We start from the raw sequence: 24,982 nt of genomic DNA, 5'->3' as shown, positions 1-24,982 counted from the left end.
ACCGGGAGGGCGGGTCGGTAGCGGCGCGTAGGCTGGACGGGTGAGCATTCCCGAGACCCGTCCCCGTCGTCTCCGGCAGCAGCCGGCCATCCGTCGCCTCGTCAGTGAGACGCGACTCGACCCGGCGGAGCTGGTGCTCCCCATGTTCGTTCGGGAGGGCGTCTCCGAGCCGGTCGAGATCTCCTCGATGCCGGGCGTCCGGCAGCACACCGTCGACAGCGCCAAGCGCGCCGCGGCCGAGGCGGCCGCGGCCGGCATCGGTGGGGTCATGCTCTTCGGTGTCCCGGCCGAGCGCGACGCCGTGGGTTCCGGCGCGACGGACCCCAACGGCATCCTCAACGTGGCCACCCGTGCGCTCGTCGCCGAGGTGGGCGACGCCCTGGTCGTGCAGACCGACCTCTGCCTCGACGAGTTCACCGATCACGGACACTGCGGCGTCCTCGACGACCGCGGGCGCGTCGACAACGACCGCACGCTCGACCGTTACCGCGACATGGCGCTGGCCCAGGCCGAGTCGGGTTCGGCCCTCCTCGGGCTCTCGGGCATGATGGACGGCCAGGTCGCCGCCGTCCGCGAGACGCTCGACGCCGCCGGGTTCGACGACACGATCATCCTCGCCTACTCGGCGAAGTTCGCATCCGCGCTCTACGGGCCGTTCCGCGAGGCCGTCGACTCGCAACTGCAGGGCGACCGCCGCACGTACCAGCTCGACCCCGCCAACCGTCGTGAGGGTCTGCGCGAGGCCCTCATCGACGAGGCCGAGGGCGCCGACATCGTCATGGTGAAGCCCGCGGGGAGCTTCCTCGACGTCCTGGCCGACGTGGCGGACACGGTGTCGATCCCGGTCTGGGCGTACCAGGTGTCCGGTGAGTACGCCATGATCGAGGCCGCCGCCCAGCAGGGCTGGATCGACCGTCGACGCGCGATCGAGGAGTCGGTGCTGTCCATCAAGCGCGCCGGAGCCGAGGTCGTCCTGAGCTACTGGGCCGTCGAACTCGCCGGTTGGTTGGATGAGGCGCGCGGCCTGCGCGCAGGAGGAACCCGATGAACGACGCAGCATTCGTCAGAGCCCAGCGATCGATCCCCGGCGGGGTGAACTCGCCCGTCCGAGCCTTCCGCTCCGTCGGCGGTACGCCGCGGTTCATGGTGTCCGCGACCGGCCCCTACATCACCGACTCCGAGGGCGTGCAGTACGTCGACCTCGTGAGCGCGTGGGGCCCCGCACTCCTGGGACACGCGCACCCGCAGGTCGTCGAGGCCGTGCAGGCCGCTGCGGCCCGCGGTCTCTCCTTCGGCGCGTCCACCCCGGCCGAGACCGAGCTCGCGGAGCTCGTCAAGGAGCGCGTCCAGGCGTCCGGTGTCGCGCCGATCGAGAAGCTGCGCATGGTCTCCACCGGCACCGAGGCGACTATGACGGCCATCCGCCTCGCGCGCGGTGCCACGGGTCGCAGTCTCATCGTGAAGTTCGCCGGCCACTACCACGGCCACTCCGACGGCCTGCTCGCCGAAGCGGGATCGGGCGTCGCGACCCTCGCCCTGCCGGGGTCCGCCGGGGTCACCGCCGAGACGGCCGCCCAGACGATCGTCGTCCCGTACAACGACCGGTCGGCACTCCGCGAGGTCTTCGCCGAGCGGGGCCAGGACATCGCCGCGATCATCATGGAGGCGGCCTCCGCCAACATGGGCGTCGTGCCGCCGGCTCCGGGGTTCAACGCGAGCGTCGTGAAGCTCGCGCACGAGTACGGCGCGCTGGTCATCATCGACGAGGTGCTCACCGGGTTCCGCGTCTCCTCCGCCGGTTGGTGGGGGCTCGACAACCGCGGACTCGCCGCCGTCGCACCGGGCACGGAGCCCGTGCCGGGCGCAGAGGCCTGGGAGGCCGGCAACCACGCCGTCGCCAACTCGACCGGTGCCATCAGCATCCCCGTCGGTGTGTACCAGCCCGACCTCTTCACCTTCGGCAAGGTCATCGGCGGCGGCATGCCCCTCGCCGCGCTGGGTGGACGCGCCGAGCTCATGGACCTGCTCGCGCCGACCGGCCCGGTCTACCAGGCCGGGACGCTCTCGGGGAACCCGGTGGCCCTCGCCGCCGGCATCGAGACGTTGCGCCTCGCCGACCAGGACGTCTACCGTCGGGTCGACGCGGCGGCCGCGATCGTGTCCGAGGCGACCTCGAACGCACTCACGGAGGCCGGGGTCGCGCACACCGTGCAACGCGCCGGGAACCTGTTCTCCTTCGCCTTCAGCGAGACGGCACCGACCGATTACGCCGCGGTCCTGCGGCAGGACGCCTTCCGGTACCCGGCCTTCTTCCACCGCATGCTCGACGCCGGGGTGTCGCTCCCGCCGAGCGTGTACGAGGCCTGGTTCGTCTCCGCGGCGCACGACGACGAAGCGATCGGGCGCATCGTCGACGCCCTGCCCGCGGCGGCCCGCGCGGCTGCGGCGGCCATCCGCTGAGTCGGACGGTCGCCCCACCGCCGACGGCGGACGTCGCACAGGGCATGCGTTACCGCTTTGTGAACTTCCGGCAACGCGAACGTCGGTGGGGGTTGGCAGACTAGAGGCATGGCCTCCTTGCGTCTGCACCCCGACCGACTGGAGATCGAGCTGTCCGCGTACGACAAAGCGCTCTCGCTGCGTCGGAGCAACGTCGTCGTGCCACGGTCGAGCATCCGTTCCGCCACCATCACCGACGACCCGTGGATCTGGGTCCGGGGCATCCGAGCGCCCGGCACCGCGATCCCGTTGACGCTCGCCATCGGCCAGTGGAAGTTCCACGGTGGCATGGACTTCCTGGTCATCAAGGGCACCAAACCGTCGGTCGTCATCGATCTCGAAGACGCGGAGTACTCGCGGCTCATCATCACGACCCGTCGCAGCGCCGAGCTCATCGCGGCCCTCGACCTGCACTAGGACGAGCTGCCGGACGCACGGCGGTCTCGGCCGGGCCCGGATCGTGGGCCAGGGCGCGGTGCCAGCGCATCCTGGCGCTGATCAGGGCCGTTCGCAACCATTTCCCTCGAACAGGGCACAAAACGACGTCTGACCGGTATTCTGGGCGCGCTCGAACCTCCGCAGATCCGCCTGTTCGAAAGGACCACAGCCATGTCGACTCCTCCTCCCGGTGAGTACCCCGGCCAGCCGCCGCAGGCTCCCCAGGCGCCGCAGCCCCCGAAGGATCAGTACGGCTCCGCTCCCGCGTACTCCGGCGGCGCAGCTCCCGCCGGCGACGCGACCGCCGGCAAGACGCTCGGCATCGTCGGGCTGATCCTCGCGTTCCTCGCTCCGCCGATCGGCCTCATCCTGAGCATCGTCGCACTGGTGCAGTCGAAGAACGCGGGTGTCAAGAACACGCTGGCGAAGGTCGGCCTCATCCTGTCGATCGTCTTCATCGTGCTGGCGATCATCGCGATCATCGCGGGTATCGCGATCGGTGCATCGGCCATCTCCGAGGTCTGCGGCGAGCTCGGCTCAGGGACGCACACGAGCGGCGGCACCACCATCACCTGCCCGTAACCCGGTGACATCCGGTCGATTGGGGAGTTGTCCCCATCGCCTGTCGGGTACCTAACCCACTACTGTTGGCTCGCGCCCGTGGCGCATCTACCATCCTCGAGAGGAACCATCATGACCAACGCACCCCAGTACAACGCCCCGCAGCAGCCGGGCGGCGCCCTGCCCGCCGACTACCCGGGCAAGACGCTCGGCCTCGTCGGCCTCATCCTCGCGATCGTCGTGCCGCTCGTCGGCCTGATCATCAGCCTCGTCGCGCAGAAGCAGTCGAAGGACGCCGGCTACCCGAACCAGCTCGCCAAGATCGGTGTCATCATCGGCATCATCCTCGTCGTGCTCGGCATCATCGGCGGCATCTTCTACGCCGTCGCGCTCGGCTCGGTCATGTCGACCGCCGGCTACTGAGTCTCAGCAGTCCCGTCGGCAGCGGCCGGTCGCCTTCGGGCACCGGCCGCTGTCGCGTTCCTGGAGCGCTGCGCGGTGTCCCTGTCTCAGGAGTCGGCCGGTGTGTCGCCCGGGTGGGCGTGCGCCGCGCCGCAACTCTCCTGAGTTGGGGACGGCGGGTCGGGTGATGTCCCTGTCTCAGGAGTCGGCCGGTGTGTCGCCCGGGTGGGCGTGCGCCGCGCCGCAACTCTCCTGAGTTAGGGACGGCCGGGCCTGTTCCTTGGGCCCGATCACGCGCGGACGTCGACGACGATCCGGCCGTGGACCGAGCCTGCGAGGACCCGCTCGGCCGCATCCGTCGCGTCGGCGAAGGGGACCGTCTCGGTCAGGGTGTCGAGGACGTCGAGGTCGAGCGCGGTGGTAGCGCGCTCCCAGGCGGCCTGCCGCAGGGGGAGCGGTGCCTCGACGGAGTTCACGCCCGCGAGCGTGACTCCGCGGAGGATGAACGGCATGACCGACGTCGGGAGATCGGACCCGCCGGCGAGACCACAGGCGGCGACCGTCCCGCCGTACTCGACCTGCGACAGGACCGTCGCGAGCGTCTGACCGCCGACGGAGTCGACGGCTCCCGCCCAGCGCTGGCTGCCGAGCGGGCGACCGGCCTCGGCGAACTCGGCGCGGTCGACGATCGACGTCGCACCGAGCCGCCGCAGGGCGTCACCCAGCTCGTCGACCCGCCCCGTCGAGGCGGTGACTTCGAAGCCGGCGGCGGCCAGCAGTGCGATCGCGATGCCTCCGACGCCGCCACCCGCTCCTGTGACGAGCACGGGGAGCCCGCCGACGCGGACGGCGCCGGAGGTCGCGCTGCCGTGCTCGAGCGCGAGCACTGCGAGGGCCGCGGTGTACCCGGCTGTGCCGATCGCGGCGGCCTGTGCGCTCGAGACGTGGTCGGGGACGCGGACGAGCGCGTCGGACCGCACCTTCGCACGCTCGGAGAGCCCGCCGTACCGGGTCTCGCTCAGGCCGTCGCCGAACAGGGCCACGCGGTCGCCGGCCGTCCACGCGGGATCACTCGACGCCGCGACGACGCCGACGAGGTCGATGCCCGCGACCATCGGGAACGACCGCACGACGCCCGGCTTCCCCGTGAGGACGAGGGCGTCCTTGTAGTTGATGCTCGAGTAATCGACGTCGACGGTGACGGCGGCGTCGGGCAGTGAGGCGTCGGGGAGGTCGCGGAGGTCGACCGTCCGGGTGGGTTTGCCACCCTCGTGCTCGACCTGCTCGACGAGGTATGCGCGGCCCATGGTGCTCCTGTCTCCGGTGCGGTGACCGGTCGGTGGCTGTCCGTCGAGCCTACGCCTCCCCGCCGAGGGGCCGCCTGGCGCGAGCCATCGCGCGCCGTGCCTAGGTGACGTCGCGGCGCCAGGTCGTGGCGTAGCCGATGAGTGCGACGATCACCCCGATACCGAGGAGGACGAGTCCGCCCTGCCACCAGGCCAGCGCGTCCTGCTGCGCCGACATCATCGAGTAGAAGCTCGGCCCGACGAGGGCGTCCGTCGCGGCACCCGGCAGGAACCGGCCGATGGACGCGGTGATCTCCGAGAACGAGGAGGCGAGGCGCAGCAGCGGCTCGACGAACTGCGTGAAGGCCAGTACGACGATGATCGCGCCCACCTGGCTCGGCAGCACCGCCCCGAGACCGACGCCGATCGCACCCCACAGGGCCATCGCGAGCACCGCACGGCCGATGAGCGCCCAGGTGTCGGCGTCGGTCAGCATCGGGTCGATGCCGCTGATCGCCAGGGCGCCGCCGCCGAGACCGACGGACGCAACAAGCGCGATCACGCCGTACAGCGCGCCGACCCCGGTCAGCGCCAGGACCTTGCCGACGAGGACGTGACCGCGGTTCGGGTTGGCGAGGAACGTCGGCGTCAGGCTCTGATGCCGGAACTCGCCGGTCGTGGCGAGCGCTCCGAGCAGGACGGGGAAGACGTACCCGATGCTCGTCGCGAAGCCGTAGATGAGACCGGGTTGGGTGAGCATCTCGCTCGTGGCCTGGGCCCCTGCGCCACTGGACTCGGCTGCACCCGGGATGTTGGCGAAGAGGAGAGCGGCCCCGGCCGCGGCGAAACCGACGTACACGAACAGGATGAGCGCGAGGCCCCACCACACGCGGGTGGTGAACACCTTGAGGAACTCGGAGCGGATGGCTGCCAGAAGTGAGGTCATGCGTGGTCCTCCCCACCGCTGACGAGCGCGAGGAACGAATCCTCGAGCCCTGATCGATGCCGCGACAACGCACTGAGCGGAATGCCGGCGGCGAGCGCGACCCGGCCGATGTCGATCGCCTCCACGTCGTGCACGACGAGCCCCGAGCGGGCCTGGTCGAAGGTGTACCCCGCGGCGGTCAGCGCTGTGGCGAGCCGCTCGTGCTCCGGGGAGTTCACGACGACGCGCAGGGTGTCGGCGGCGTCAAGGCTCGCGAGGGTGCCCACGTGCGCGAGCCGCCCCTTCGCGATGATCACGACCTCGTCGACGGACTGCTGCACCTCGCTGAGCAGGTGCGAGCTGATGAGGACGGTCCGGCCCTCGGCCGCGAGCGCGGTGAGGAAGCCGCGGATCCACTTGATCCCCTCGGGGTCGAGCCCGTTGATCGGCTCGTCGAGGACGAGCACACCGGGGTCGCCGAGGAGCGCGGTCGCGAGGCCGAGCCGTTGTCGCATGCCGAGTGAGTACCCGGCGACGCGTCGGTCCGCGACGTCGAGCAGCCCGACCTGCGCGAGCACGAGGTCCACCCGGTTCGCCGGCAGACGCGCTGCCGAGGCGTGCACGCGCAGGTGGTTGCGGGCGGTGCGGCCGGGGACGAAGCTCGCCGCCTCGAGAGCCGCGCCGACGGTCGCGGCAGGCACCGGCAGCTTGGCGTAGGGGACACCCCCGAAGGTCGCCCTCCCCGACGTCGGTTGCACGAGGCCGAGCAGCATGCGCAGGGTCGTCGTCTTCCCGGCGCCGTTCGGGCCGAGGAAACCGGTGACCTTGCCCGGTTCCACGTGGAACGTCAGGTCGTCGACCGCCTGCACCGCCCCGAAGGATTTCGAGAGTCCGTCGAACTCGATCGTCACGCCAGCGGTCATCCGGTACCTCCCCAGGGGCGCGGCCGGATCCGCGCCTCGTCCCGCAACGCTATCGGGGCCGAGACCGGTTGCGCATCGGCCGCTCGGGGGAGATCCCGGTGCAGGCGCCTGTGGCCCCGTCTCAGGAGATACCCGGCGTGGCGGGCTCGCATCGGGGCGCCGCGCCGCACCTTTCCTGAGACAGGGACGGCGGAGCCGAGGACGAGGTCGGCTGCTACAGCCCGAGCGAGTCGAGCGACGCGCGGACGGCGGCGGCCGAGTCGGCGAACTGCTGTTCCTCGCGCGGCGACATCGCGACCTCGACCACCGACCGCACGCCCGAGCGGTCGACGATGCTCGGCACCGACAGGGCGACCCCGCTGACACCGTGGTACCCGTCGAGCACGGTGCTCACCGGCAGGATGGCGTGCTCGTCGCCGAGGATGGCCTCGACGATGCGTGCACCGGAGAGCCCGATCGCGTAGTTCGTCGCGCCCTTGCCCTCGATGACGCGATAGGCGGCCGTCCGGACGTCGACCGCGATCTCGTCGAGCTGCTGCTCCGTGAAGCGCGATCCGTCGGGCAGCTCCCAGTCGAGGATCGGGACGGGGCCGATGGTCGCCTGCGACCACAGCGGCAGTTCGCTGTCGCCGTGCTCGCCGACGATGAGTGCGTGCACCGCCGAGGTCGCGACACCCGCGTGCTCAGCGAGCAACCAGCGCAGCCGGGAGGTGTCGAGGACGGTGCCGGAGGAGAAGACGCGTTCGCGCGGCAGCCCCGTGATCTGCTGGGCGGCGACGGTGAGGACGTCGCACGGGTTCGTGACGAGCATGTAGACGGCGTCCGGCGCCTGCTCGACGAGTTTCGGGAGCAGCTGCTCGAGGATGCGGATGTTCGTGCCCGCGAGGTCGAGTCGGGTCTGGCCGGGCTCCTGCTTCGCACCGGCCGTGATCACGACGACGTCCGCATCGGCGACGACCGAGATGTCGTCACCGCCGGTGATGCTGCTCGACCCGGTGAACTGCGTCCCGTGGGCGAGGTCGAGGACCTCGGCCGAGGCCCGCTTGCCGTCGATGTCGTAGAGCGCCACCCGCCGGGCGCTGCCGCGGATGAGCGAGGCGTAGGCGAGGGACGAACCGACGCTCCCCGCCCCGATGATGGCCAGTTTCGACTTCGTGCGAGCACCCATGGCTCCATCTTGGCAGGGGTGGATGTGCGCGGTCAGGGCGCGGCACGACGGGTGTCGGGTTGTCTCGATGTCGAGGTATCCGCCCTTCGACAGGCTCAGGGACCGGACCGCCACACCCTCCGGTCACTGAGCCGCACCTTTCGGTCACTGAGCCGCACTTTTCGGTCACGGAGCCTGTCGAAGTGCCTCCGCCAACCACCGGTTCCGCGACTCGATGAGCCGTCGCAGGTGCCGGGTGAGCGCGACGTGTTCGGCCACGAGGCCGAGCGGACCGAACGGCGCCGAGAACGTGACATCGTCGAGCATGATGGTCCGCGCCGTCCCCGTCGGTCGCTCGAGTGGTTCGAAGAGGTGGACGTGGCGGAACGCCCGGAAGGGACCGGACACCTGTTCGTCGGTGAACCGGTGGGGTTCCTCGAACGCGGTGATCCGACTCGTCATCGTCCACGACACACCGAAGTGCCTCGCCCGCCAGGTGACGGTCTCGCCGGGACCGATCAGCCCGGAGGTCACGCCGCCGACCGCCCGCTCACCGGTGTCCGCCATCGAGCCGAGGTGGGCGTCGATCGACCGCGAGAGGTCGAAGGCCTGCTGCATCGTCCCGGCGAGCTCGGTGCGGAGGCGGAAATGGGCGGTCATGACGGTGGCGGATCAGGCGGGCTGGCCGGTGCGAGCATCGGTGGCGGCCTCGGACCCTGCGTGCACGGCGCATCGCGGGCCGCCGTCAGGCCCGTCCGCGTGCGCCTCGCACACGACCAACTGCGTCTTGCAGGAGGGGTCCGCGCAGTTCTGCAGGTGCTTGGTCGACGCGTCGCACACGACACAGTGCCCGATGACGGCCGCGTGATCGCTGAACTCGAGCGAGCCACGCTTGTCGAACACGTACAGGGATCCCTCCCACAGGCCGTCGTCGCCGAACTGCTCGCCGTACCGGACGATGCCGCCGTCGAGCTGGTACACCTCGCCGAACCCTCGCGATCGCATGAGTCCCGAGAGCACCTCGCAGCGGATGCCGCCCGTGCAGTAGGTGACGACGGGCTTGTCCTTGAGGTGGTCGTACTTCCCGCTGTCGAGTTCGGCGACGAAGTCACGAGTGGTCGCGACGTCGGGGACGACCGCGCCGGCGAACCGACCGATCTCGGCCTCGAACGCGTTCCGGCCGTCGAAGAACACGACGTCGTCGCCGCGCTCCGCGACGAGCTCATGCAGTTCCGTCGGCTGCAGGTGCACCCCGCCGCCGGTGACGCCGTGCTCGTCCACCACGAGCTCACCGGGGGCGCCGAAGGACACGATCTCCTCGCGCACCTTCACGCTGAGCTTCGGGAAGTCGCTACTCCGACGCCAGGGCGCGGGCCGGTGCCTGGCCGTGCGGACGGGGTCGTCCTCGTCGAAGCCGGAGCCGTCGCTCCACTTCACATCGAGGTCGCGGAACGCGGGGTGCTCCTTCGTCTTCCGGACGTAGAGCTTGCAGGCGTCGAGTTCGCCGCCGACGGTGCCGTTGATGCCGTCCTTCGAGATGAGGATGCGACCACGGAGACCGAGCGACTCGCAGAGGTCGCGCTGCCACAGCCGGATCGCCTCCGGGTCCGCCAGGGGAGCGAACGCGTAGTAGAGGAGGATCTTCGGGTCGGCCACCGCTCAATCGTACGTGGCGCCGACCGCGGATCGTCGGGCCGGTCCAGCGGACACGGACGTTCCGGCCCCTCGCTTGTCGAAGGGCCACAACCGCCGCCTTCCGCGCAGGCGCCAGGCCTAGGGTGGACGCAGACCTCGAAGGAGATGGCCATGCGCACTGCAGTGATCGTCGACGCGATCCGGACGCCGTCCGGCCGGGGCAAACCGGGCGGTGCGCTGAACGCCGTGCACCCGACGGACCTCCTCGCCGGCACGATCCGCGCGCTCGTGGAGCGGACCGGCATCGATCCCGCGGTCGTCGAGGACGTCTACGCCGGCTGCGTCACCCAGTCCGGCGAGCAGGGGCAGAACATCGCGCGGAACGCGGCGCTCGCCGCAGGCCTCCCGCAGGAGACGCCCGGCACCACCATCGACCGGCAGTGCGGCTCCAGCCAGCAGGCCACCACCTTCGCCGCACAGAGCGTCATGTCGGCGGGCAACGACGTCGTCATCGCCTGCGGGGTCGAATCGATGAGTCGAGCGCCGATGGGCTCCAACGTGCAGGGTGCAGACCCCTTCGGCTCCGAGCTCCGAGCCCGCTTCCCCGAGGGCCTCGTCGGCCAGGGCGTCTCCGCCGAACTCATCGCCGCCCGCTGGAACCTCAGCCGCGATGAACTCGACGCCTTCGCCGCCCGTTCCCACGAGCGCGCCGCCGCGACCTGGGCGTCCGGCGGGTTCGACGGCGAGGTCATCGCCGTCACCCTCCCCGACGGTTCCGTCGTCACGACCGACGAGACGGTCCGTGCCGGGACGACCCCCGAGGCGCTCGCCGGACTCCCCGCCGCCTTCCGCGACGAGCGGCTCGCGGCGCGCTTCCCCGAGATCGCCTGGCGGATCACGCCGGGGAACGCCTCACCGCTCACCGACGGCGCCTCCGCCGCGCTCGTCATGAGCGAGGTCCGGGCGCTCGAGCTGGGGCTGACGCCGCGTGCGCGCTTCGTCTCCTTCGCCGCGGTCGGGAGCGACCCGATCGAGATGCTCACCGGCATCCTTCCCGCCACCCGCCGCATCCTCGGGCGCAGTGGGCTCGACATCGACGACATCGACGCGTTCGAGGTCAACGAGGCGTTCGCGTCCGTCCCGCTCGCCTGGCAACGCGAGTTCGGGGTGGACGACGACCGGCTCAATCCGCGTGGCGGGGCGATCGCCCTCGGGCACCCGCTCGGCGCCTCCGGGACGAAGCTCCTCGCCACCCTCCTCGGCCAGCTCGAGGCGACCGGCGGGCGCTACGGTCTGCAGACGATGTGCGAGGGCGGCGGCATGGCCAACGCGACGATCATCGAGCGCCTCTGACGGGCGCGCCCACCAGGTGAAGGGAACCACGACATGGATGTGACCGGCAGCTCGGCGATCGTCACCGGCGGCGCCTCGGGACTCGGATTCGCGACCGCGACGCGGCTGGCCGACGCCGGCGCGCGCGTCGTGCTCGTCGACCTCCCCGGCTCACCCGGGGCAGAGCGGGCCGAGGAACTCGGCGGGTTCGCGACCTTCGTGCCCGCCGACGTCACCGACGGTGAGCAGGTGCAGGCGGCGGTCGAAGCGGCGGTGTCGCGTGGACCGCTGCGGGTCGTCGTGAACTGTGCCGGCATCGCGCCACCGGCGAAGGTGCTCGGCCGCGACGGTCCGGCGGACCTCGGCGCCTTCGAACGCGTCCTCCGCGTCAACGTCCTCGGCACCTTCAACGTCATCCGGCTCACCGCCGACGCGATGCAGCACAACGATCCGGACGGCGATCCCGTCGACGGCGCCGGAGACCGCGGCGTCATCATCAACACCGCGTCCGTCGCAGCCTTCGACGGACAGATCGGCCAGCCCGCCTACGCCGCGTCCAAGGGGGCGGTGCACTCGATGACGTTGCCGATCGCCCGCGAGGTGGCGCGCTTCGGGATCCGGGTCGTGACGATCGCGCCCGGCATCATGGAGACGCCCATGCTCGCCGGACTGCCCGAGGCGGCGCAGGAGTCGCTGGGGCACCAGGTGCCGTACCCGGCCCGCCTCGGTCGTCCCGACGAGTACGCCGCACTCGCGCTGCACATCGTCGAGAACGGCTACCTCAACGGTGAGACGATCCGCCTCGACGGCGCGATCCGGATGGCGCCGAAATGACCGGCTCTCCGATGCCGACGAACCCATCCACCGACCAAGGAGCCACTCCGTGACCAGCGACGACACCATCCTCTTCGAGGTGAGCGACGGCCTCGCGCACCTCACGCTCAACCGGCCCGCGAGCCTCAACGCGATCGACGACCGTGCGGCCAGACGGTGGCGCGACCTCGCCCTCGAGATCGCGGAGCGCGACGACGTCGGGGCGGTCCTGTTCGACGCCAACGGACCCGCGTTCTGCGCGGGCGGCGACGTCCTCGCGATGTCGCGGATGGGTGACGGCAGCGCAGGATCGACGGGCGCCTTCGTCACCGAGCTCGCCGACATCATCCACGAGGGCCATCGGACGCTGCAATCGGTCGCGAAGCCGATCGTCGCCGCCGTCCAGGGCGCCGTCGCCGGCGGCGGACTGGGGTTCATGCTCGTCGCCGACGTGATCATCGCATCCGACCGGGCGAAGTTCGTCAGTAAGTACGCCGACATCGGCCTCACGCCCGACTGCGGCGTGAGCACCCTGTTGCCCGAGGCGGTCGGCATGCGTCGGGCGCTCGAGCTCACCCTCGGGCCGCGGATGCTGAGCGCGGACGAAGCACTCGACTGGGGGCTCGTGACCGAGGTGGTCCCCGCCGAGCATCTCGACGCCCGTGCCCGCGAGGTGGCCGCGTTCTGGTTGGCCGGAGCCACGGCCGCGTTCGGTCAGGCGCGGCGGCTGCTGCGCGAGAGCGTCGGCCGCGGCTATCAGGATGCCCTCGACGACGAAGCCCGCACGATCGGTGCGGCGATCGAGACACCCGAGTCGGTCGCGCGCGTCGCGGCGTTCGCCGCCGCGTCGGCGAAACGCTCGGCTGCGTCGACCACCACCACCCCGAAGGAGCCCACCGCATGACCACCCTCGCCGGCAAGACCATCCTCATGTCGGGCGGCAGCCGCGGCATCGGCCTCGCGATCGCCCTGCGTGCCGCCCGCGACGGTGCGAACGTCGCGATCCTCGCCAAGACCGACACCCCCGATCCCCGCCTCGAGGGGACGATCCACACCGCAGCGGACGCGATCCGCGAGGCCGGTGGGCAGGCGCTCCCGATCCTCGGTGACGTCCGGAACGACGACGACATGACACGGGCCGTGTTCGAGACCGCCGGTGAGTTCGGCGGCATCGACATCGTCGTCAACAACGCGAGCGTCATCAGCCTCGCTCGGACCCTCGATCTCGACGCGAAGCGGTACGACCTCATGCAGGACGTGAACGTGCGGGGCACCTTCATGCTGTCGCGGGCGGCCATCCCCATGCTGAAGGACGCGGAGAACCCGCACATCCTGTCGCTGTCACCGCCGCTCAACCTCGATCCGAAGTGGCTCGGCGCGCACACCGGCTACACACTCGCGAAGTACGGCATGTCGATGGTGACGCTCGGTCTCGCGGCCGAGTTCGGACGCGACGGCATCGCCGCGAACACGCTCTGGCCGAAGACGACGATCAAGACGGCGGCGGTCGGCAACATCCTCGGCGGCGAGGCCCTCCTGGCGAAGAGTCGCACCCCGGAGATCTACGCCGACGCGGCCTACGAGGTCCTGACGGCGTCGGCGCGTGAGCTCACGGGTCGGTCGCTCATCGTGGAGGACGTCCTCGCGGAGGCCGGGGTCACCGACCTCGCGAAGTACTCACCGGGCGTCGACGAGTCGGAGCTCTACCCCGACATCTTCCTGTAGCGGTGCCCTCGGCATCGGTCCCTGAGCTCGTCGAAGGGCGGGCGTGTAGGTCCCCGAGCTTGTCGAAGGGCAATGCTGTCCGCTGACGGCAGAACGCGTGCTCCCCGAGCCTGGCCGGCCCGCGCCTACAGTGAGAACACGCGGTCACGGAGCCCGCGCCCGCAGCCGGAAGGAGTCGCCATGTTGTACCGCGAAGCCCTCGGCGCGGCCCTGCGCACGCGTCGACTCGAACAGGGGCGCACCCTGCAGGACGTCGCGACCGCCGCAGCCGTCTCGACGCCCTACCTGTCGGAGATCGAACGCGGCCGGAAGGACGCCTCCTCCGAGGTGGTGGTGACCATCGCCGACGCGCTCCGCACCCGCCTCGACGCGCTCATGTTCGACATCGCGGACCGCTTCGAGACCGCGGCGGCTCCGATCGTCGTCGACCTGCCGCTGGCCGAGGATGCGCTCGCCGATGCGACGATCACTCCGCTGCGCCCGGCGGCCGACCCGCAGCTGCTCGCCGCCTGACCCCGACCGTCGGCGGTCGTCCGGACACGGTGCTTCGTCCCGTCCGGTGACGGCCTGCCGCTCGCTCGGCCCACCGCTCCCTCCGTCAGCCGCGGGCGAGTGCCTCGAAGGTCTCGCGGAGGAGCGGCTCGGCCGTCTCCCACGTCGTGTCCGCATCCCAGCCACCGAGGTCGGTGACCGCGGTGTGGCGGCCGGCCTGGTGCTTCGGCTCGGGATCGCCCGGGAGTCGCAGCCGCTGGGTGAACCCTCCGGTCGTCCGGTCGAAGTCGAGCACGTGGAAGGCGACGTTCCGGTTCCAGTCCTCGGACGGCCACGAGATGAAGTTCACGCGCACCCGCTCAGCGGACAGCGGCCCCTCGGCGACGTAACTGCCGGGGTGGTCCTCGCCCGGCGACAGGATGCGGTACGCGCCGTTCGAGCAGTACAGCAGCAGGGCCGGCACGAACGGCTTCTCCGCGAACAGTTCGGTGTAGTGGAGCGCCTCGGCTCGAACCACGTCGCCGAACAGGTGCGGGGTCTGCGGTACCCCAGGGGTGTGCATCGGCACGGTCGTCTCCTTCGGTTCGTCAGGGGTCGGTATGCGTGTCACTCTGGCCGCGGCCGCCGTATGCGCGGTGTACGCGGGCTGGGTGAATGCGGAGAACGAGATGCCAGGAGATCGGCGCGACAGCAGGACCGTTCCACGCGAAATGTCCTGTTCCCAGGCGGTTCTCCTGCTGCGGCGCGACGGACCCGCGGGCGTAGGCTGGAGGATGCGACGCCCCGCAGCACACTCGGACGGGCCGCACCCGAAAGGAACACCCGTGATCCAGCACCACCTGCGCGTCCATCGCAGCGACGAGAACCTCGCCCGCGAAGGACAGCTCGCCTGGCAGCTCGCCCGAGTCGCGACCGATCCGGTGGAGGTGACGCCCGAGGTCGTCGACATGATCATCAACCGGGTGATCGACAACGCCGCCGTCGCAGCCGCCTCGCTCACGCGCCGGCCCGTCTCCTCGGCTCGCGCCCAGGCGCTCAGCCACCCCGTCAGCACCGGCGGCGACGGTGCCACGGTGTTCGGGCCCGACCTCGCCCGCCGCGTCTCCCCGGAATGGGCCGCCTGGGCCAACGGCGTCGCCGTGCGCGAGCTCGACTTCCACGACACCTTCCTCGCCGCCGAGTACTCGCACCCGGGCGACAACATCCCGCCCATCGTCGCGGTGGCCCAGCACGTCGGCTGCACGGGCGCCGACCTCGTTCGAGGGATCGCGACCGGCTACGAGATCCAGATCGACCTCGCGAAGGCGATCAGCCTGCACCGACACAAGATCGACCACGTCGCACACCTCGGCCCGAGCGCCGCGGCCGGCATCGGCACGATGCTCGGCCTCGACCAGGCCACCATCCACCAGGCGATCGGCCAGGCACTCCACACCACGACGGCCACTCGCCAGTCGCGCAAGGGCGAGATCTCCACCTGGAAGGCGCACGCTCCCGCATTCGCCGGCAAGATGGCGGTCGAGGCCGTCGACCGGGCGATGCGCGGCGAGACCAGCCCGTCACCGATCTACGAGGGCGAGGACGGCGTGGTCGCCTGGCTGCTCGACGGCCCCGACGCCTCCTACGACGTCCCGTTGCCCGGCGCCGGTGAGCCGAAGCTCGCGATCCTCGACTCCTTCACGAAGGAGCACTCGGCGGAGTACCAGGCGCAGGCGTGGATCGACCTCGCCCGCAAGCTGCACCACGAGCACCCTGAAGTCCTCGTGCCCGGAGCCGTGGACCGCATCGTCCTCCACACCTCGCACCACACGCACTACGTCATCGGCTCCGGCGCGAACGACCCGCAGAAGTACGACCCGACGGCGTCGCGCGAGACGCTCGACCACTCCATCCCCTACATCGTCGCGGTGGCGCTGCAGGACGGCGCGTGGCACCACGTCGACTCCTACCGTCCCGAACGTGCCACCCGCGCCGACACCGTCGAGCTGTGGCACCGGATCTCGACGGCGGAGGACGCTGAGTGGACGCGCCGCTACCACTCGCTCGACCCGGCCGAACAGGCGTTCGGCGGGCGCATCGAGATCACGCTCACGGACGGGTCGACCATCGTCGACGAGATCGCCGTCGCCGACGCCCACCCGCTCGGAGCCCGGCCGTTCGCACGCGCCGACTACATCCACAAGTTCCGCACGCTCGCCGCCGACGTCCTCGATGCGGAGGAGATCGAGCGTTTCCTCGCGCTCGCCGAACGCCTCCCGGAGCTCGACGCCGACGAGGTCAAGCAGCTGAGCATCCAGGCCGCCTCCGGGGTCCTCGCCTCGGCACCCCACCCGGCCGGCCTGTTCTGATGCCGGCCGACCTCCAGAAGGGACCGTGCTGATGCTGTACAGCGAGACCACGCCGGCAGAGAAGCGCCGGCTGTTCCGGGAGCGACTCGCCACCGGTGAGCTGCTGCGCTTCCCGGGCGCGTTCAACCCGCTCTCGGCGAGGCTCATCGAGCAGAAGGGCTTCGACGGCGTCTACATCTCCGGCGCGGTGCTCTCCGCCGACCTCGGGCTGCCCGACATCGGACTGACGACCCTCACCGAGGTCGCCGCTCGCGCCAAGCAGATCGCCCGGATGACCGAGCTGCCCGCGATCGTCGACGCCGACACCGGCTTCGGGGAGCCGATGAACGTCGCGCGCACCGTCCAGGAGATCGAGGACGCCGGGCTCGCCGGGCTCCACATCGAAGACCAGGTCAACCCGAAGCGCTGCGGCCACCTCGACGGCAAGCAGGTCGTCGACACCTCCACCGCACTCGGCCGGATCCGTGCCGCCGTCGACGCTCGGCGCGATGCGAACCTGCTCATCATGGCGCGCACCGACATCGCCGCCGTCGACGGGCTCGACGCCGCGATCGACCGGGCCAAGCAGCTCGTCGACGCCGGAGCCGACGCGATCTTCCCCGAGGCGATGCGGTCGCTCGAGGAGTTCGCCGCCGTCCGCGACGCGGTCGACGTGCCGATCCTCGCCAACATGACGGAGTTCGGCAAGAGCGAGCTGTTCACGAGTCAGCAGCTCGCCGATGTGGGCGTGAACCTCGTCATCTGGCCGGTGTCGCTCCTCCGCATCGCGATGGGCGCCGCGGGTCGCGCGCTCGACACGCTGAACGACGAGGGCTCGCTCACGAGCAAGCTCGGTGAGATGCAGCACCGTGCCGACCTCTACGAACTGATCGACTACGAGGGCTACAACCGCTTCGACACCTCGGTCTTCAACTTCACCATCGACCGGTAGGCGTCCCCTCACCGGTGAACACCACCTGGGTCTCCGCTCCCCGAGCTTGTCGAGGGGCGAGCCGGGTGCCAAGCTCGACCGACGCGCGCAGGACGCGCGCAGGCAGTACGCAAAGGAGCAACGCATGACCGAAGCGACCAGCGACATCAAGAAGGGTCTCGCCGGCGTCGTCGTCGACGTGACGAGCGTCTCGAAGGTGAACCCGGAGACGAACTCGCTGCTCTACCGCGGGTATCCGGTCCAGGAGCTCGCCGAGCACTGCAGCTTCGAGCAGGTCGCGTACCTGCTCTGGAACGGTGAACTGCCCACGGGGGCCGAACTCGCGGAGTTCACGTCGTCGGAGCGGGGCCAGCGCGCACTCGACGACAACGTCAAGGCGGCCATCGACCTCCTCCCGACGACGAGCCACCCGATGGACGCCCTCCGGACGGCGGTCAGCGTGATCGGTGCGAACGATCCGACCGCCGAGACGAACACCCCTGAGGCCAACGCGGTGAAGGCCGCGAGCCTGTACGCGAAGCTGCCCGCGATCGTCGCGTACGACCAGCGCCGCCGCCACGGCCTCGAGCTCGTCCCGCCGCGCGACGACCTCGGCTACAGCGCCAACTTCCTCTTCATGACCTTCGGCGAAGAGGCCGATCCGGTCGTCGTCGACGCGTTCGACGTGTCGATGATCCTCTACGCGGAGCACTCCTTCAACGCGTCGACGTTCACCGCCCGGGTCATCACCTCGACCCTCAGCGACCTGTACTCGGCGGTCACCGGAGCGATCGGCGCGCTCAAGGGCGCCCTGCACGGTGGGGCGAACGAGGCCGTCATGCACGTCTTCGACGAGATCGGGACGGCTGACCAGGCCAGCGCCTGGCTCGACGCGGCGCTCGCCGAGAAGCGCAAGATCATGGGCTTCGGACACCGGGTCTACAAGAACGGCGACTCGCGCGTGCCGACGATGCTCATGGCGCTCGAGCGGCTCGCCGAGCACTACGGCAAGCCCGAGATCCTCGAGCTGTACACGACGCTCGAAGCGGACATGGTCGCGCGGAAGAACATCAAGCCGAACCTCGACTACCCCTCGGGCCCGGCGTACAACCTGATCGGGTTCGACACGGCCACGTTCACGCCGCTGTTCGTCGCCGCTCGGATCGTCGGGTGGACGGCGCACATCGCCGAGCAGCTCGCGTCGAACGCGCTCATCCGTCCGCTGTCCGAGTACGTCGGGTCCGACGAGCGGCACGTGCCGACCGACTGAGGGACGAGTTCTCCACAGATTCGGCGGCAGCCCCCATGGCGATATTCCAGATGAGTAGCCTCGGTCCTCGTGACTGCTCTGATTCGTGCTCCGCGCTCCTTGCTCCTGCGATCCACGCTCTCGGCCCTGGCCGCTGCGACCATCCTGCTCACCGCGGTGGGAGTCCCGGTCCCGGCGTCCGCCGCTCCGCCCGTCGGTTCCATCGCCGACCCCCAGGAGCACGACGACGGACCCCGTGACGCGTTCGGCACCGGGGACGTCCCCGGTGCGCCGGACGCCGTGGCCCCTTCGGCAGGCACCTCGAGGGTGATCGGCAAGCTCGTCCTGCAGAACCGGTCCAGTGGATCCTCGGCGTACGTCGGGCTCTCCGCGCCGGAGTCGGGTCGGAACGTCCAGCGGCTGTACTCGTCCTCGGTGGGCGGAGCAGCGTCGCTCGCGGGAACGTATTCCCTCCCTTCCGTCGGTGCGGCCGGGCCGATCACCGGCGTGGGAGCCTCCTCGACGCTCTGCCTGACGCCCGCCGGCGACGGCTCCCGGGCGTTCGTCGCAGCCCGGACGTGCACCGGTTCCCCGTCGCAGGACTTCGAGTGGCGCTACGTCTCGAACACGTGGGTCGCCGGCTACGCGCTGTACCCGGTGTCGAGTCGGTACTCCCTGGGTGGGACCGACACCGACACCTTCGTCGAGCTCACGATGGACGCGCTCACCGACGTCGTCGTGGAGTCGCAGCTGGCCCCGATCGAGCCGTTCGAACTGCGTACGCCGGCGATCGGCGCCACGGTGGACACGCCGTCCCCCACGTTCAGCGGTATCGGGCAGCCCGGATCGTCCATCTCGATCCGCACCGACGCGCAGGCCCTGCTCGCGAGCACCAGTGTCCCCCTGGACTCGACGTCCTGGTCGGTTCCGTCGATCCAGCTCGAGCCCGGCCGCTACACGGGCACCGCGACCCAGAGCGGGACCGGTTCGGATGTCCAGGTGCGTTTCGACTTCACGGTCCCGTCGCCGCTCGCGCCCGGCGCCTCGATCCCCACGCCGACGCTCGCCCCCGGTCAGTCCGTGGAGGTGGAGGCGACGTTCAACGCCGATGCCGGTGGTCAGCGCATCGACGTCTACCACCCGGCGAACACGCGGATCACTGCGGTCGACCACCCGGCCTTCACACTCGACGCGTTGGGCATCGGGGGTGTCTTGCCGGTCGGCGCGACCACGCTGAGGTTCACGCTGCGGGCGAACGACGACGCTCCCGTCGGCGAGGCCACGGGCGGCAAGGTCACCTACGGTTCCTCCCGCATCACGATCGCCGACTTCACGGCGAACATCGTCAGGGCACCGGACGAGCCGATCGCCCCCTTGGTGGTCGAGTCGCCGAGGCGCGGCGAGACGATCAGTGAGACGACCCCCGTATTCAGTGGGACCGGCGAGCCGGGGTCGCGCATCGAGATCCGTGGCGCGTGGGGCGACGTCCTCGGCTCAGTGGAGCGGGTCGACGCGAGCGGTGCTTGGTCGATCACATGGAACAAGAGCCTTTTGCCGAGCCGGTATGCCGGAGGCACCGTGAAGCAGTTCGTGGACGGGGTACCGACGCACACCTTCGTCTACGACTTCACGATCGTCCAGCCTCGACTCGTCGTCACCTCGCCGAGAGTCGGCGACACCCTCACCGGCACCAGGCCGGTGTTCACCGGTACGGCGAACCCGGGGGCGCGGGTGCAGATCACGGGCGCGTGGGGCACCGACCTCGGCTCCGCGATCGCCGACCCACGGACCGGGGAGTGGACCATCACCTGGCCGCGTGACTATCTCCCGGCGCGGTACTTCGGCGGCACCGTGACCGAGACCGTCGGCGGCAAGGTCATCGCCTCGTCCGGGTACGACTTCACCCTCACCCAGTGAGCTGACCATCGGGCCGCCGGCCCGGTGTCACTGCACCGGGCCGGCGGCTCCTGCCTCCCCCTACCGAGCCTCCGAAGGAGCACCCATGCCCAAGCAACCCACCCTCCTCGCCGCCGCGGGCCTCGCCGTCATCGCCCTCACCGGATGCTCCGACGCGGATGCGACGTCGACGACGAGCGCGTCACCGACGGTTGCCGCCGAGTCCACCACCGGTTCCGAGTACACGATCCCCGACGTCACCGATGAGTGCGTCGACGGCACGGCGACCATCGTCGACGACAGCTCGATCGTGACCATCGACGGCGACTGCGAGAACGTCGTCGTGGAGGCCTCCAACAGCATCGTGACCGTGACGGGAGCCGTCGTGAACCTCTCGTTCAACAGCTCCATCACCCTCGTGAACGTCTCGACCGTCGACAACGTCACGTTCGTCGAGGGAGCCAACGGCAACAAGGTCGCGACCTCGTCGGCGCCGGTGGTCACCGACAGTGGGGAGGGCAACACCGTCGCCGCTGACTGACCGTCGGCGATCCGGCCCAGGTGTGTCGGACGCCACACGTCGCCAGGCGTCCCAGGACCCGGGTGTTGTCGAGTCGGGACAACCGTGGTGCACGACGCCGCGCCGGCGGGATACGGTCGCATCCGTGCACCTCATCTTCCGCACCATCGCCATGTTCCTGCAGTCCCGCCGTCGAGCCCGCCGCGGCGAGCGCCTCGACACCTGGGACGTCGGACGGATCCGGTTGAGCGTGCTGCCGACCGACCTCGACGTCCTCGGCCACATGAACAACGGTGTCTACCTGTCGATCTTCGACCTCGGCCGGTTCGACCTCCTGATCCGGAACGGACTCTGGGATCGCTTCAAGCACCTGGGCTGGTACCCGGTGGTGTCGAGTGAGAGCATCACGTTCCGGAAATCGCTGCAGCCCTGGCAGCGCTTCACCGTCGAGACCCGCGTGACGGGCTATGACGACAAGGGCGTGTTCATCGAACACCGGGTGGTCGTGGGCGGGGAGATCTACACGCAAGCCCTCGTCCGAGGTCGGTTCCTCAAGCGCTCGGGCGGCGTGGTGGCGCTCTCGGAACTCATCGAGCTCACCGGCCCGGCTCCAACCGACCTCCCTGCATGGCAGGCGCAGTGGGCGAGGGATGTGGCCCTGCCGCCCACGAAGGCGTCGGCACCGAGCGACTGGTGAACCGGAAGAGTTGGTCGACATACTGGATTAAGCAACTGGAATACTTGTAGGCTGACCGCGTTCGTTCGCGAACGCTCCGCCGGTGCGTCCGGACGGCCCTCCCTCGGGTCGTCTCGGGCGCACCCTTGCGAAAGGTCGCCCATGAAACTCCCCATCCCCATCGCCATCGTCAGTCTGCTCGGCATGACGGTGAGTCTGCTCACCGGTCCGGCCGCCCGGGCCACCGAGCCGGCGCCTGACACGACCCCGGCGGTGTCCTCGGTCGAGGGCAGGTTCGTCGGCCAGGCGTTCCCCTCCGGCTCGGACGCCTTCTTTGCGGTCGGTGGCTCGACGGACGTCCTGAACCCGGCCAGGGTGACGCTGCACGCCACGCTCGACCAGGCGCTCGCCGCATCCGGCCGCTGGACGTTCCCGTCGGTGGACGCGTCCGGTCCGGTCATGACCACGGTCGGAGGCGTCACGAGGTGCCTCCAGCCTGATCCGTCGCAGGCCTACAAGTACGTGTACCCGGCGGTCTGCACCGGCTCGACCGCGCAGCAATGGGGCTGGGAGGTCTTCGCGAACGACCGTGTCAGCGGATACGGCCTCGTCTCGAACGGCGGAGCAGGTGGCTTCCTCCGTCAGTTCGACGGCAGGCTGGCCGTGGGCGGGTTCGGCTCGGTCGTGGACGCCGACCGGGTCACCCCGGAGGGACTCGATCCCGTCCCCGTCGCCATCCCGGTCACCCTCGAAGCGCCGACGCCCGGGTCCGTCGTCCGGGAGCCACGTCCCGTGTTCAGCGGGCGAGGCACGCCCGATGCGGTCGTCGAGGTCCTCGACTCGTCCGGCGGACCACTCGCCACGGCGACCGTCACCGCAGAGGGCACCTGGTCTGCCGTTCCGACCCGCGATCTCGCGCCCGGAGCGCAGTCCGGCACCGTTCGTCAACGCTCTGACGACTCGACCGCGAACTGGTCGCTGACCTACCGCGTCGTCACAGCGGTGACGGTCCGAACGCCCGCACTCGACGCCACGGTGGACGATCCGCGTCCGGTGTTCTCCGGTCTCGGAGAACCGGGCGCGCGGGTGACCGTCCTCGATGACACGACGGGTGTGACGCTGGTCGACGTCGAGGTGGACGGAAGCGGCGCCTGGAGTCAGCAGTCACTCCGGACGCTCGAGCCGCGCGCGTACACCGCGACCGCGACGCAGGTCTTCGGGGAACAGCGCACCACGGCACCGCTCCGGTTCACCTATCGGGAGCCCATGCCCGAGCCGGGCCCGGTCGAGGACGTCACCCTGCTTTCGCCCGCCATTGGGGAGACCATCGAGACCGCAGACCCGGTGTTCAGCGGTCGTGGAGAGCCGGGCGCGACCATCCGGGTGATCGGTGCCTGGGGTACGGAGATCGCTGCAGCCGAGGTCGGAGACGACCATCGCTGGGCGGCGCCGATCAACAAGAGCCTGACCCCCGGTCGGTACAGCGGCGGCTCCGTGCGCCAGGAGATCGACGGGGTGGAGCAGTCTCGCGCGCCGTACGACTTCACCGTGGCCGCCCGCGCGGTCGTCGCACCGCTTGTCGTGGAGTCGCCCGCGAGCGGTGGCGTCATCTCCTCGTCGGTGCCCGTGTTCAGCGGCACGGCACAGCCCGGTGCGAGGCTCGAGATCTGGAGCGCATGGGGCGATCTCGTCGGCACCACCGAGGCCGTCGCTGCGAGTGGACGCTGGACGATCAGCTGGAACAAGTCGCTGCTCCCCGCCCGGTACGCGGGTGGCACCGTCCGACAGATCATCGGCGGCGTCGAGACGCACCGCTCCGTCTACGACTTCACCGTCGCATCCGTCCTCAGGGTGACGTCGCCGAGGATCGGCGACACCCTCACCGGTACGCGGCCCGTGTTCACCGGCACGGCGACACCGCTGGCCGACATCGAGATCATCGGAGCCTGGGGCACCCGACTCGGGACGACGAAGGCCGACTCCTCGGGCTCGTGGACCGTCGAATGGAGTCGGGACTACCTCCCGGGCCGCTACCAGGGCGGACGCGTCGAGCAACGCGTGAACGGAACGTTCATCGATCAGGCCGGGTATGACTTCCGCTTGGTGCGATAGCGGATCGGCGGCGGTCGGGGCGTCCTCGCGATCCTCAGCCGCCGTCGGCGTCGCCGGATGTCGGTGGTCACCACGTAGGGTGACCACCATGTCCGCCTCTGCATCGTTCGCCGCTCCATCACTGTCCTCCGTCGAGGCCGCGCTGCAGCCGACCGGATCGGTGTCGCGCGAGGCGGAGCCGATGCGGACGGTGTACCGCCCGAGCGGTCCACTCGACGTCCACGGCACCCTGCGGCTGATCGCCCGGGGAGGCGACGGACCCTGCTACCGCCGTACGCCTGGCGGGGTCTGGCTGACGGCGCGGACACCGCACGGTGGCGCGACGCTGTACGTCTCGACGGTCCGCGACGGCAGGGTCGAGGCGACCGCCTGGGGCCCGGGAGCCGAGTGGATGATCGCCGGCGTGCCTGAGCTGCTGGGGCGCGACGACGACTGGTCGGAGCTCGACGTGAGCCGGAGCCCGCTCCTCACCGAGGTGTCCCGACGGAACCCGGGGTTGCGGTTGAGCCGCAACCGGCTCGTGTTCGAGATGCTCGTGCCGTCGATCCTCGAGCAGAAGGTGACCGCACTCGAAGCGTGGCGTGCGTGGCGCCTGCTCGTGCGGCGGCACGGTGACCCGGCACCAGGGCCGGCACCCGAGGGCATGGTCGTCGCGCCGTCCGCCGAGACCTGGCGGATGGTTCCGAGCTGGGAGTGGCACACGGCGGGTGTCGGGCCGCAACGGTCGGAGACGGTCGTGCGGTCGTCGCGACTCGCCGCCGCGATCGAGCGGACGATCGACGAGCACCCCGATGACGCGTCACGGCGCCTCCAGAGCCTGCCAGGCATCGGCGCATGGACGGCCGCCGAGGTGACGCTCCGAGCGCACGGCGACCCCGACGCCGTGAGTGTCGGCGACTACCACCTCGCAGCCTCGGTGGGTCAGGCGCTCACCGGCTCACCCGTGGACGACGACGGCATGCTCGAGCTGCTCGCACCCTGGGCTGGTCACCGGCAGCGGGTGCTGCGGCTCATCGGCCGGAGCGGCATCCACAAGCCGCGTCGCGGCCCGAAGATCACCATCCAGGACCACCGCCACCACTGAGCGCGTCAG

At 70.5% G+C, this 24,982-nt stretch carries 25 protein-coding genes; 18 read left to right on the top strand and 7 right to left on the bottom strand.

The window, feature by feature from the left end; all coding sequences use genetic code 11:
* Nucleotides 1–40 precede the first annotated feature (40 nt).
* The 5 genes from hemB to RWN05_RS07715 all read left to right on the top strand — a co-directional run bounded on the left by hemB (nt 41) and on the right by RWN05_RS07715 (nt 3,921).
* A complete protein-coding gene (gene hemB, locus RWN05_RS07735; protein ID WP_314139162.1) occupies nt 41–1,048 on the top strand; it encodes a porphobilinogen synthase in 1,008 nt (335 codons plus the stop codon).
* The gene (locus RWN05_RS07730; protein WP_071260452.1) at nt 1,045–2,460 is read left to right on the top strand and encodes a glutamate-1-semialdehyde 2,1-aminomutase; all 1,416 of its coding nucleotides are present in this window, start codon (nt 1,045–1,047) and stop codon (nt 2,458–2,460) included. The genes hemB and RWN05_RS07730 overlap by 4 nt, the downstream gene beginning before the upstream one ends.
* Nucleotides 2,461–2,568: 108 nt before the next feature.
* On the top strand, nt 2,569–2,916 hold the full coding sequence (locus RWN05_RS07725) for a hypothetical protein (protein WP_064294907.1): 348 nt from the start codon (nt 2,569–2,571) through the stop codon (nt 2,914–2,916).
* A 192-nt stretch (nt 2,917–3,108) separates the two neighbouring features.
* Entirely contained in the window at nt 3,109–3,519 is a 411-nt protein-coding gene (locus RWN05_RS07720; protein ID WP_079003601.1) for a DUF4190 domain-containing protein, read from the top strand.
* 111 nt (nt 3,520–3,630) lie between these two features.
* Nucleotides 3,631–3,921: a hypothetical protein gene (locus RWN05_RS07715; RefSeq protein ID WP_064294905.1), complete on the top strand. Its 291-nt coding sequence runs from the start codon at nt 3,631–3,633 to the stop codon at nt 3,919–3,921.
* Nucleotides 3,922–4,190: 269 nt separating this feature from the next.
* On the opposite strand, the gene RWN05_RS07710 is transcribed toward RWN05_RS07715, so the two are convergent.
* From RWN05_RS07710 to RWN05_RS07685, 6 genes are all read right to left on the bottom strand, one after another.
* Complete coding sequence (locus tag RWN05_RS07710) at nt 4,191–5,207, bottom strand: MDR family oxidoreductase (RefSeq protein WP_314139159.1); 1,017 nt, start codon at nt 5,205–5,207, stop codon at nt 4,191–4,193.
* Between the two features lie 100 nt (nt 5,208–5,307).
* Nucleotides 5,308–6,132: an ABC transporter permease subunit gene (locus RWN05_RS07705; RefSeq protein ID WP_314139158.1), complete on the bottom strand. Its 825-nt coding sequence runs from the start codon at nt 6,130–6,132 to the stop codon at nt 5,308–5,310.
* Nucleotides 6,129–7,034, bottom strand: coding sequence for an ATP-binding cassette domain-containing protein (locus RWN05_RS07700; RefSeq protein ID WP_314139157.1), 906 nt, complete (start codon nt 7,032–7,034; stop codon nt 6,129–6,131). Before RWN05_RS07700 ends, RWN05_RS07705 begins: the two co-directional genes overlap by 4 nt.
* A gap of 214 nt (nt 7,035–7,248) precedes the next feature.
* Nucleotides 7,249–8,202 carry an L-lactate dehydrogenase gene (locus RWN05_RS07695; protein ID WP_064294901.1) on the bottom strand — a complete coding sequence of 318 codons (954 nt, stop codon included), beginning with the start codon at nt 8,200–8,202 and terminating at the stop codon, nt 7,249–7,251.
* A 165-nt stretch (nt 8,203–8,367) separates the two neighbouring features.
* Entirely contained in the window at nt 8,368–8,841 is a 474-nt protein-coding gene (locus RWN05_RS07690) for an SRPBCC family protein (RefSeq protein WP_314139156.1), read from the bottom strand.
* Nucleotides 8,842–8,853: 12 nt separating this feature from the next.
* Nucleotides 8,854–9,837 (bottom strand): rhodanese-related sulfurtransferase, encoded by a 984-nt coding sequence (locus tag RWN05_RS07685; protein WP_314139155.1) that lies wholly within the window; start codon nt 9,835–9,837, stop codon nt 8,854–8,856.
* A 150-nt stretch (nt 9,838–9,987) separates the two neighbouring features.
* Here RWN05_RS07685 and RWN05_RS07680 point away from each other — a divergent pair, with 150 nt between their 5' ends.
* The 5 genes from RWN05_RS07680 to RWN05_RS07660 all read left to right on the top strand — a co-directional run bounded on the left by RWN05_RS07680 (nt 9,988) and on the right by RWN05_RS07660 (nt 14,199).
* Nucleotides 9,988–11,169, top strand: coding sequence for a thiolase family protein (locus RWN05_RS07680; RefSeq protein WP_314139153.1), 1,182 nt, complete (start codon nt 9,988–9,990; stop codon nt 11,167–11,169).
* Nucleotides 11,170–11,202: 33 nt separating this feature from the next.
* The gene (locus tag RWN05_RS07675; RefSeq protein WP_314139152.1) at nt 11,203–11,982 is read left to right on the top strand and encodes a 3-hydroxyacyl-CoA dehydrogenase; all 780 of its coding nucleotides are present in this window, start codon (nt 11,203–11,205) and stop codon (nt 11,980–11,982) included.
* 49 nt (nt 11,983–12,031) lie between these two features.
* The gene (locus RWN05_RS07670) at nt 12,032–12,865 is read left to right on the top strand and encodes an enoyl-CoA hydratase/isomerase family protein (protein ID WP_314139151.1); all 834 of its coding nucleotides are present in this window, start codon (nt 12,032–12,034) and stop codon (nt 12,863–12,865) included.
* A complete protein-coding gene (locus RWN05_RS07665; protein WP_314139150.1) occupies nt 12,862–13,686 on the top strand; it encodes an NAD(P)-dependent oxidoreductase in 825 nt (274 codons plus the stop codon). Before RWN05_RS07670 ends, RWN05_RS07665 begins: the two co-directional genes overlap by 4 nt.
* Before the next feature lie 180 nt (nt 13,687–13,866).
* Complete coding sequence (locus RWN05_RS07660) at nt 13,867–14,199, top strand: helix-turn-helix domain-containing protein (RefSeq protein ID WP_205847548.1); 333 nt, start codon at nt 13,867–13,869, stop codon at nt 14,197–14,199.
* A gap of 85 nt (nt 14,200–14,284) precedes the next feature.
* On the opposite strand, the gene RWN05_RS07655 is transcribed toward RWN05_RS07660, so the two are convergent.
* Nucleotides 14,285–14,746: a hypothetical protein gene (locus tag RWN05_RS07655; RefSeq protein WP_153303549.1), complete on the bottom strand. Its 462-nt coding sequence runs from the start codon at nt 14,744–14,746 to the stop codon at nt 14,285–14,287.
* Between the two features lie 256 nt (nt 14,747–15,002).
* Here RWN05_RS07655 and RWN05_RS07650 point away from each other — a divergent pair, with 256 nt between their 5' ends.
* The 8 genes from RWN05_RS07650 to RWN05_RS07615 all read left to right on the top strand — a co-directional run bounded on the left by RWN05_RS07650 (nt 15,003) and on the right by RWN05_RS07615 (nt 24,973).
* Nucleotides 15,003–16,526, top strand: coding sequence for an MmgE/PrpD family protein (locus RWN05_RS07650; RefSeq protein WP_240555583.1), 1,524 nt, complete (start codon nt 15,003–15,005; stop codon nt 16,524–16,526).
* A 31-nt stretch (nt 16,527–16,557) separates the two neighbouring features.
* Entirely contained in the window at nt 16,558–17,457 is a 900-nt protein-coding gene (gene prpB, locus RWN05_RS07645; RefSeq protein WP_079004056.1) for a methylisocitrate lyase, read from the top strand.
* Nucleotides 17,458–17,581: 124 nt separating this feature from the next.
* Nucleotides 17,582–18,706, top strand: coding sequence for a bifunctional 2-methylcitrate synthase/citrate synthase (locus tag RWN05_RS07640; protein WP_314139149.1), 1,125 nt, complete (start codon nt 17,582–17,584; stop codon nt 18,704–18,706).
* Between the two features lie 69 nt (nt 18,707–18,775).
* Nucleotides 18,776–20,602 carry a hypothetical protein gene (locus RWN05_RS07635; RefSeq protein ID WP_314139148.1) on the top strand — a complete coding sequence of 609 codons (1,827 nt, stop codon included), beginning with the start codon at nt 18,776–18,778 and terminating at the stop codon, nt 20,600–20,602.
* 85 nt (nt 20,603–20,687) lie between these two features.
* Entirely contained in the window at nt 20,688–21,122 is a 435-nt protein-coding gene (locus tag RWN05_RS07630) for a hypothetical protein (RefSeq protein ID WP_314139146.1), read from the top strand.
* Between the two features lie 124 nt (nt 21,123–21,246).
* Nucleotides 21,247–21,798, top strand: a complete 552-nt coding sequence (locus RWN05_RS07625; protein WP_079003589.1) for a thioesterase family protein — start codon at nt 21,247–21,249, stop codon at nt 21,796–21,798.
* A gap of 141 nt (nt 21,799–21,939) precedes the next feature.
* Nucleotides 21,940–23,889, top strand: a complete 1,950-nt coding sequence (locus RWN05_RS07620; protein WP_079003588.1) for a hypothetical protein — start codon at nt 21,940–21,942, stop codon at nt 23,887–23,889.
* A gap of 88 nt (nt 23,890–23,977) precedes the next feature.
* Entirely contained in the window at nt 23,978–24,973 is a 996-nt protein-coding gene (locus RWN05_RS07615; protein WP_240555582.1) for a DNA-3-methyladenine glycosylase, read from the top strand.
* Nucleotides 24,974–24,982: the final 9 nt, after the last annotated feature.

The organism is uncultured Plantibacter sp. (genome assembly GCF_963518075.1).
GTDB classification, from domain to species: Bacteria; Actinomycetota; Actinomycetes; order Actinomycetales; family Microbacteriaceae; genus Plantibacter; species Plantibacter flavus_A.
Note: the sequence above shows the minus strand (reverse complement) of the source record. Positions and strands in the feature narration are given on the sequence as shown.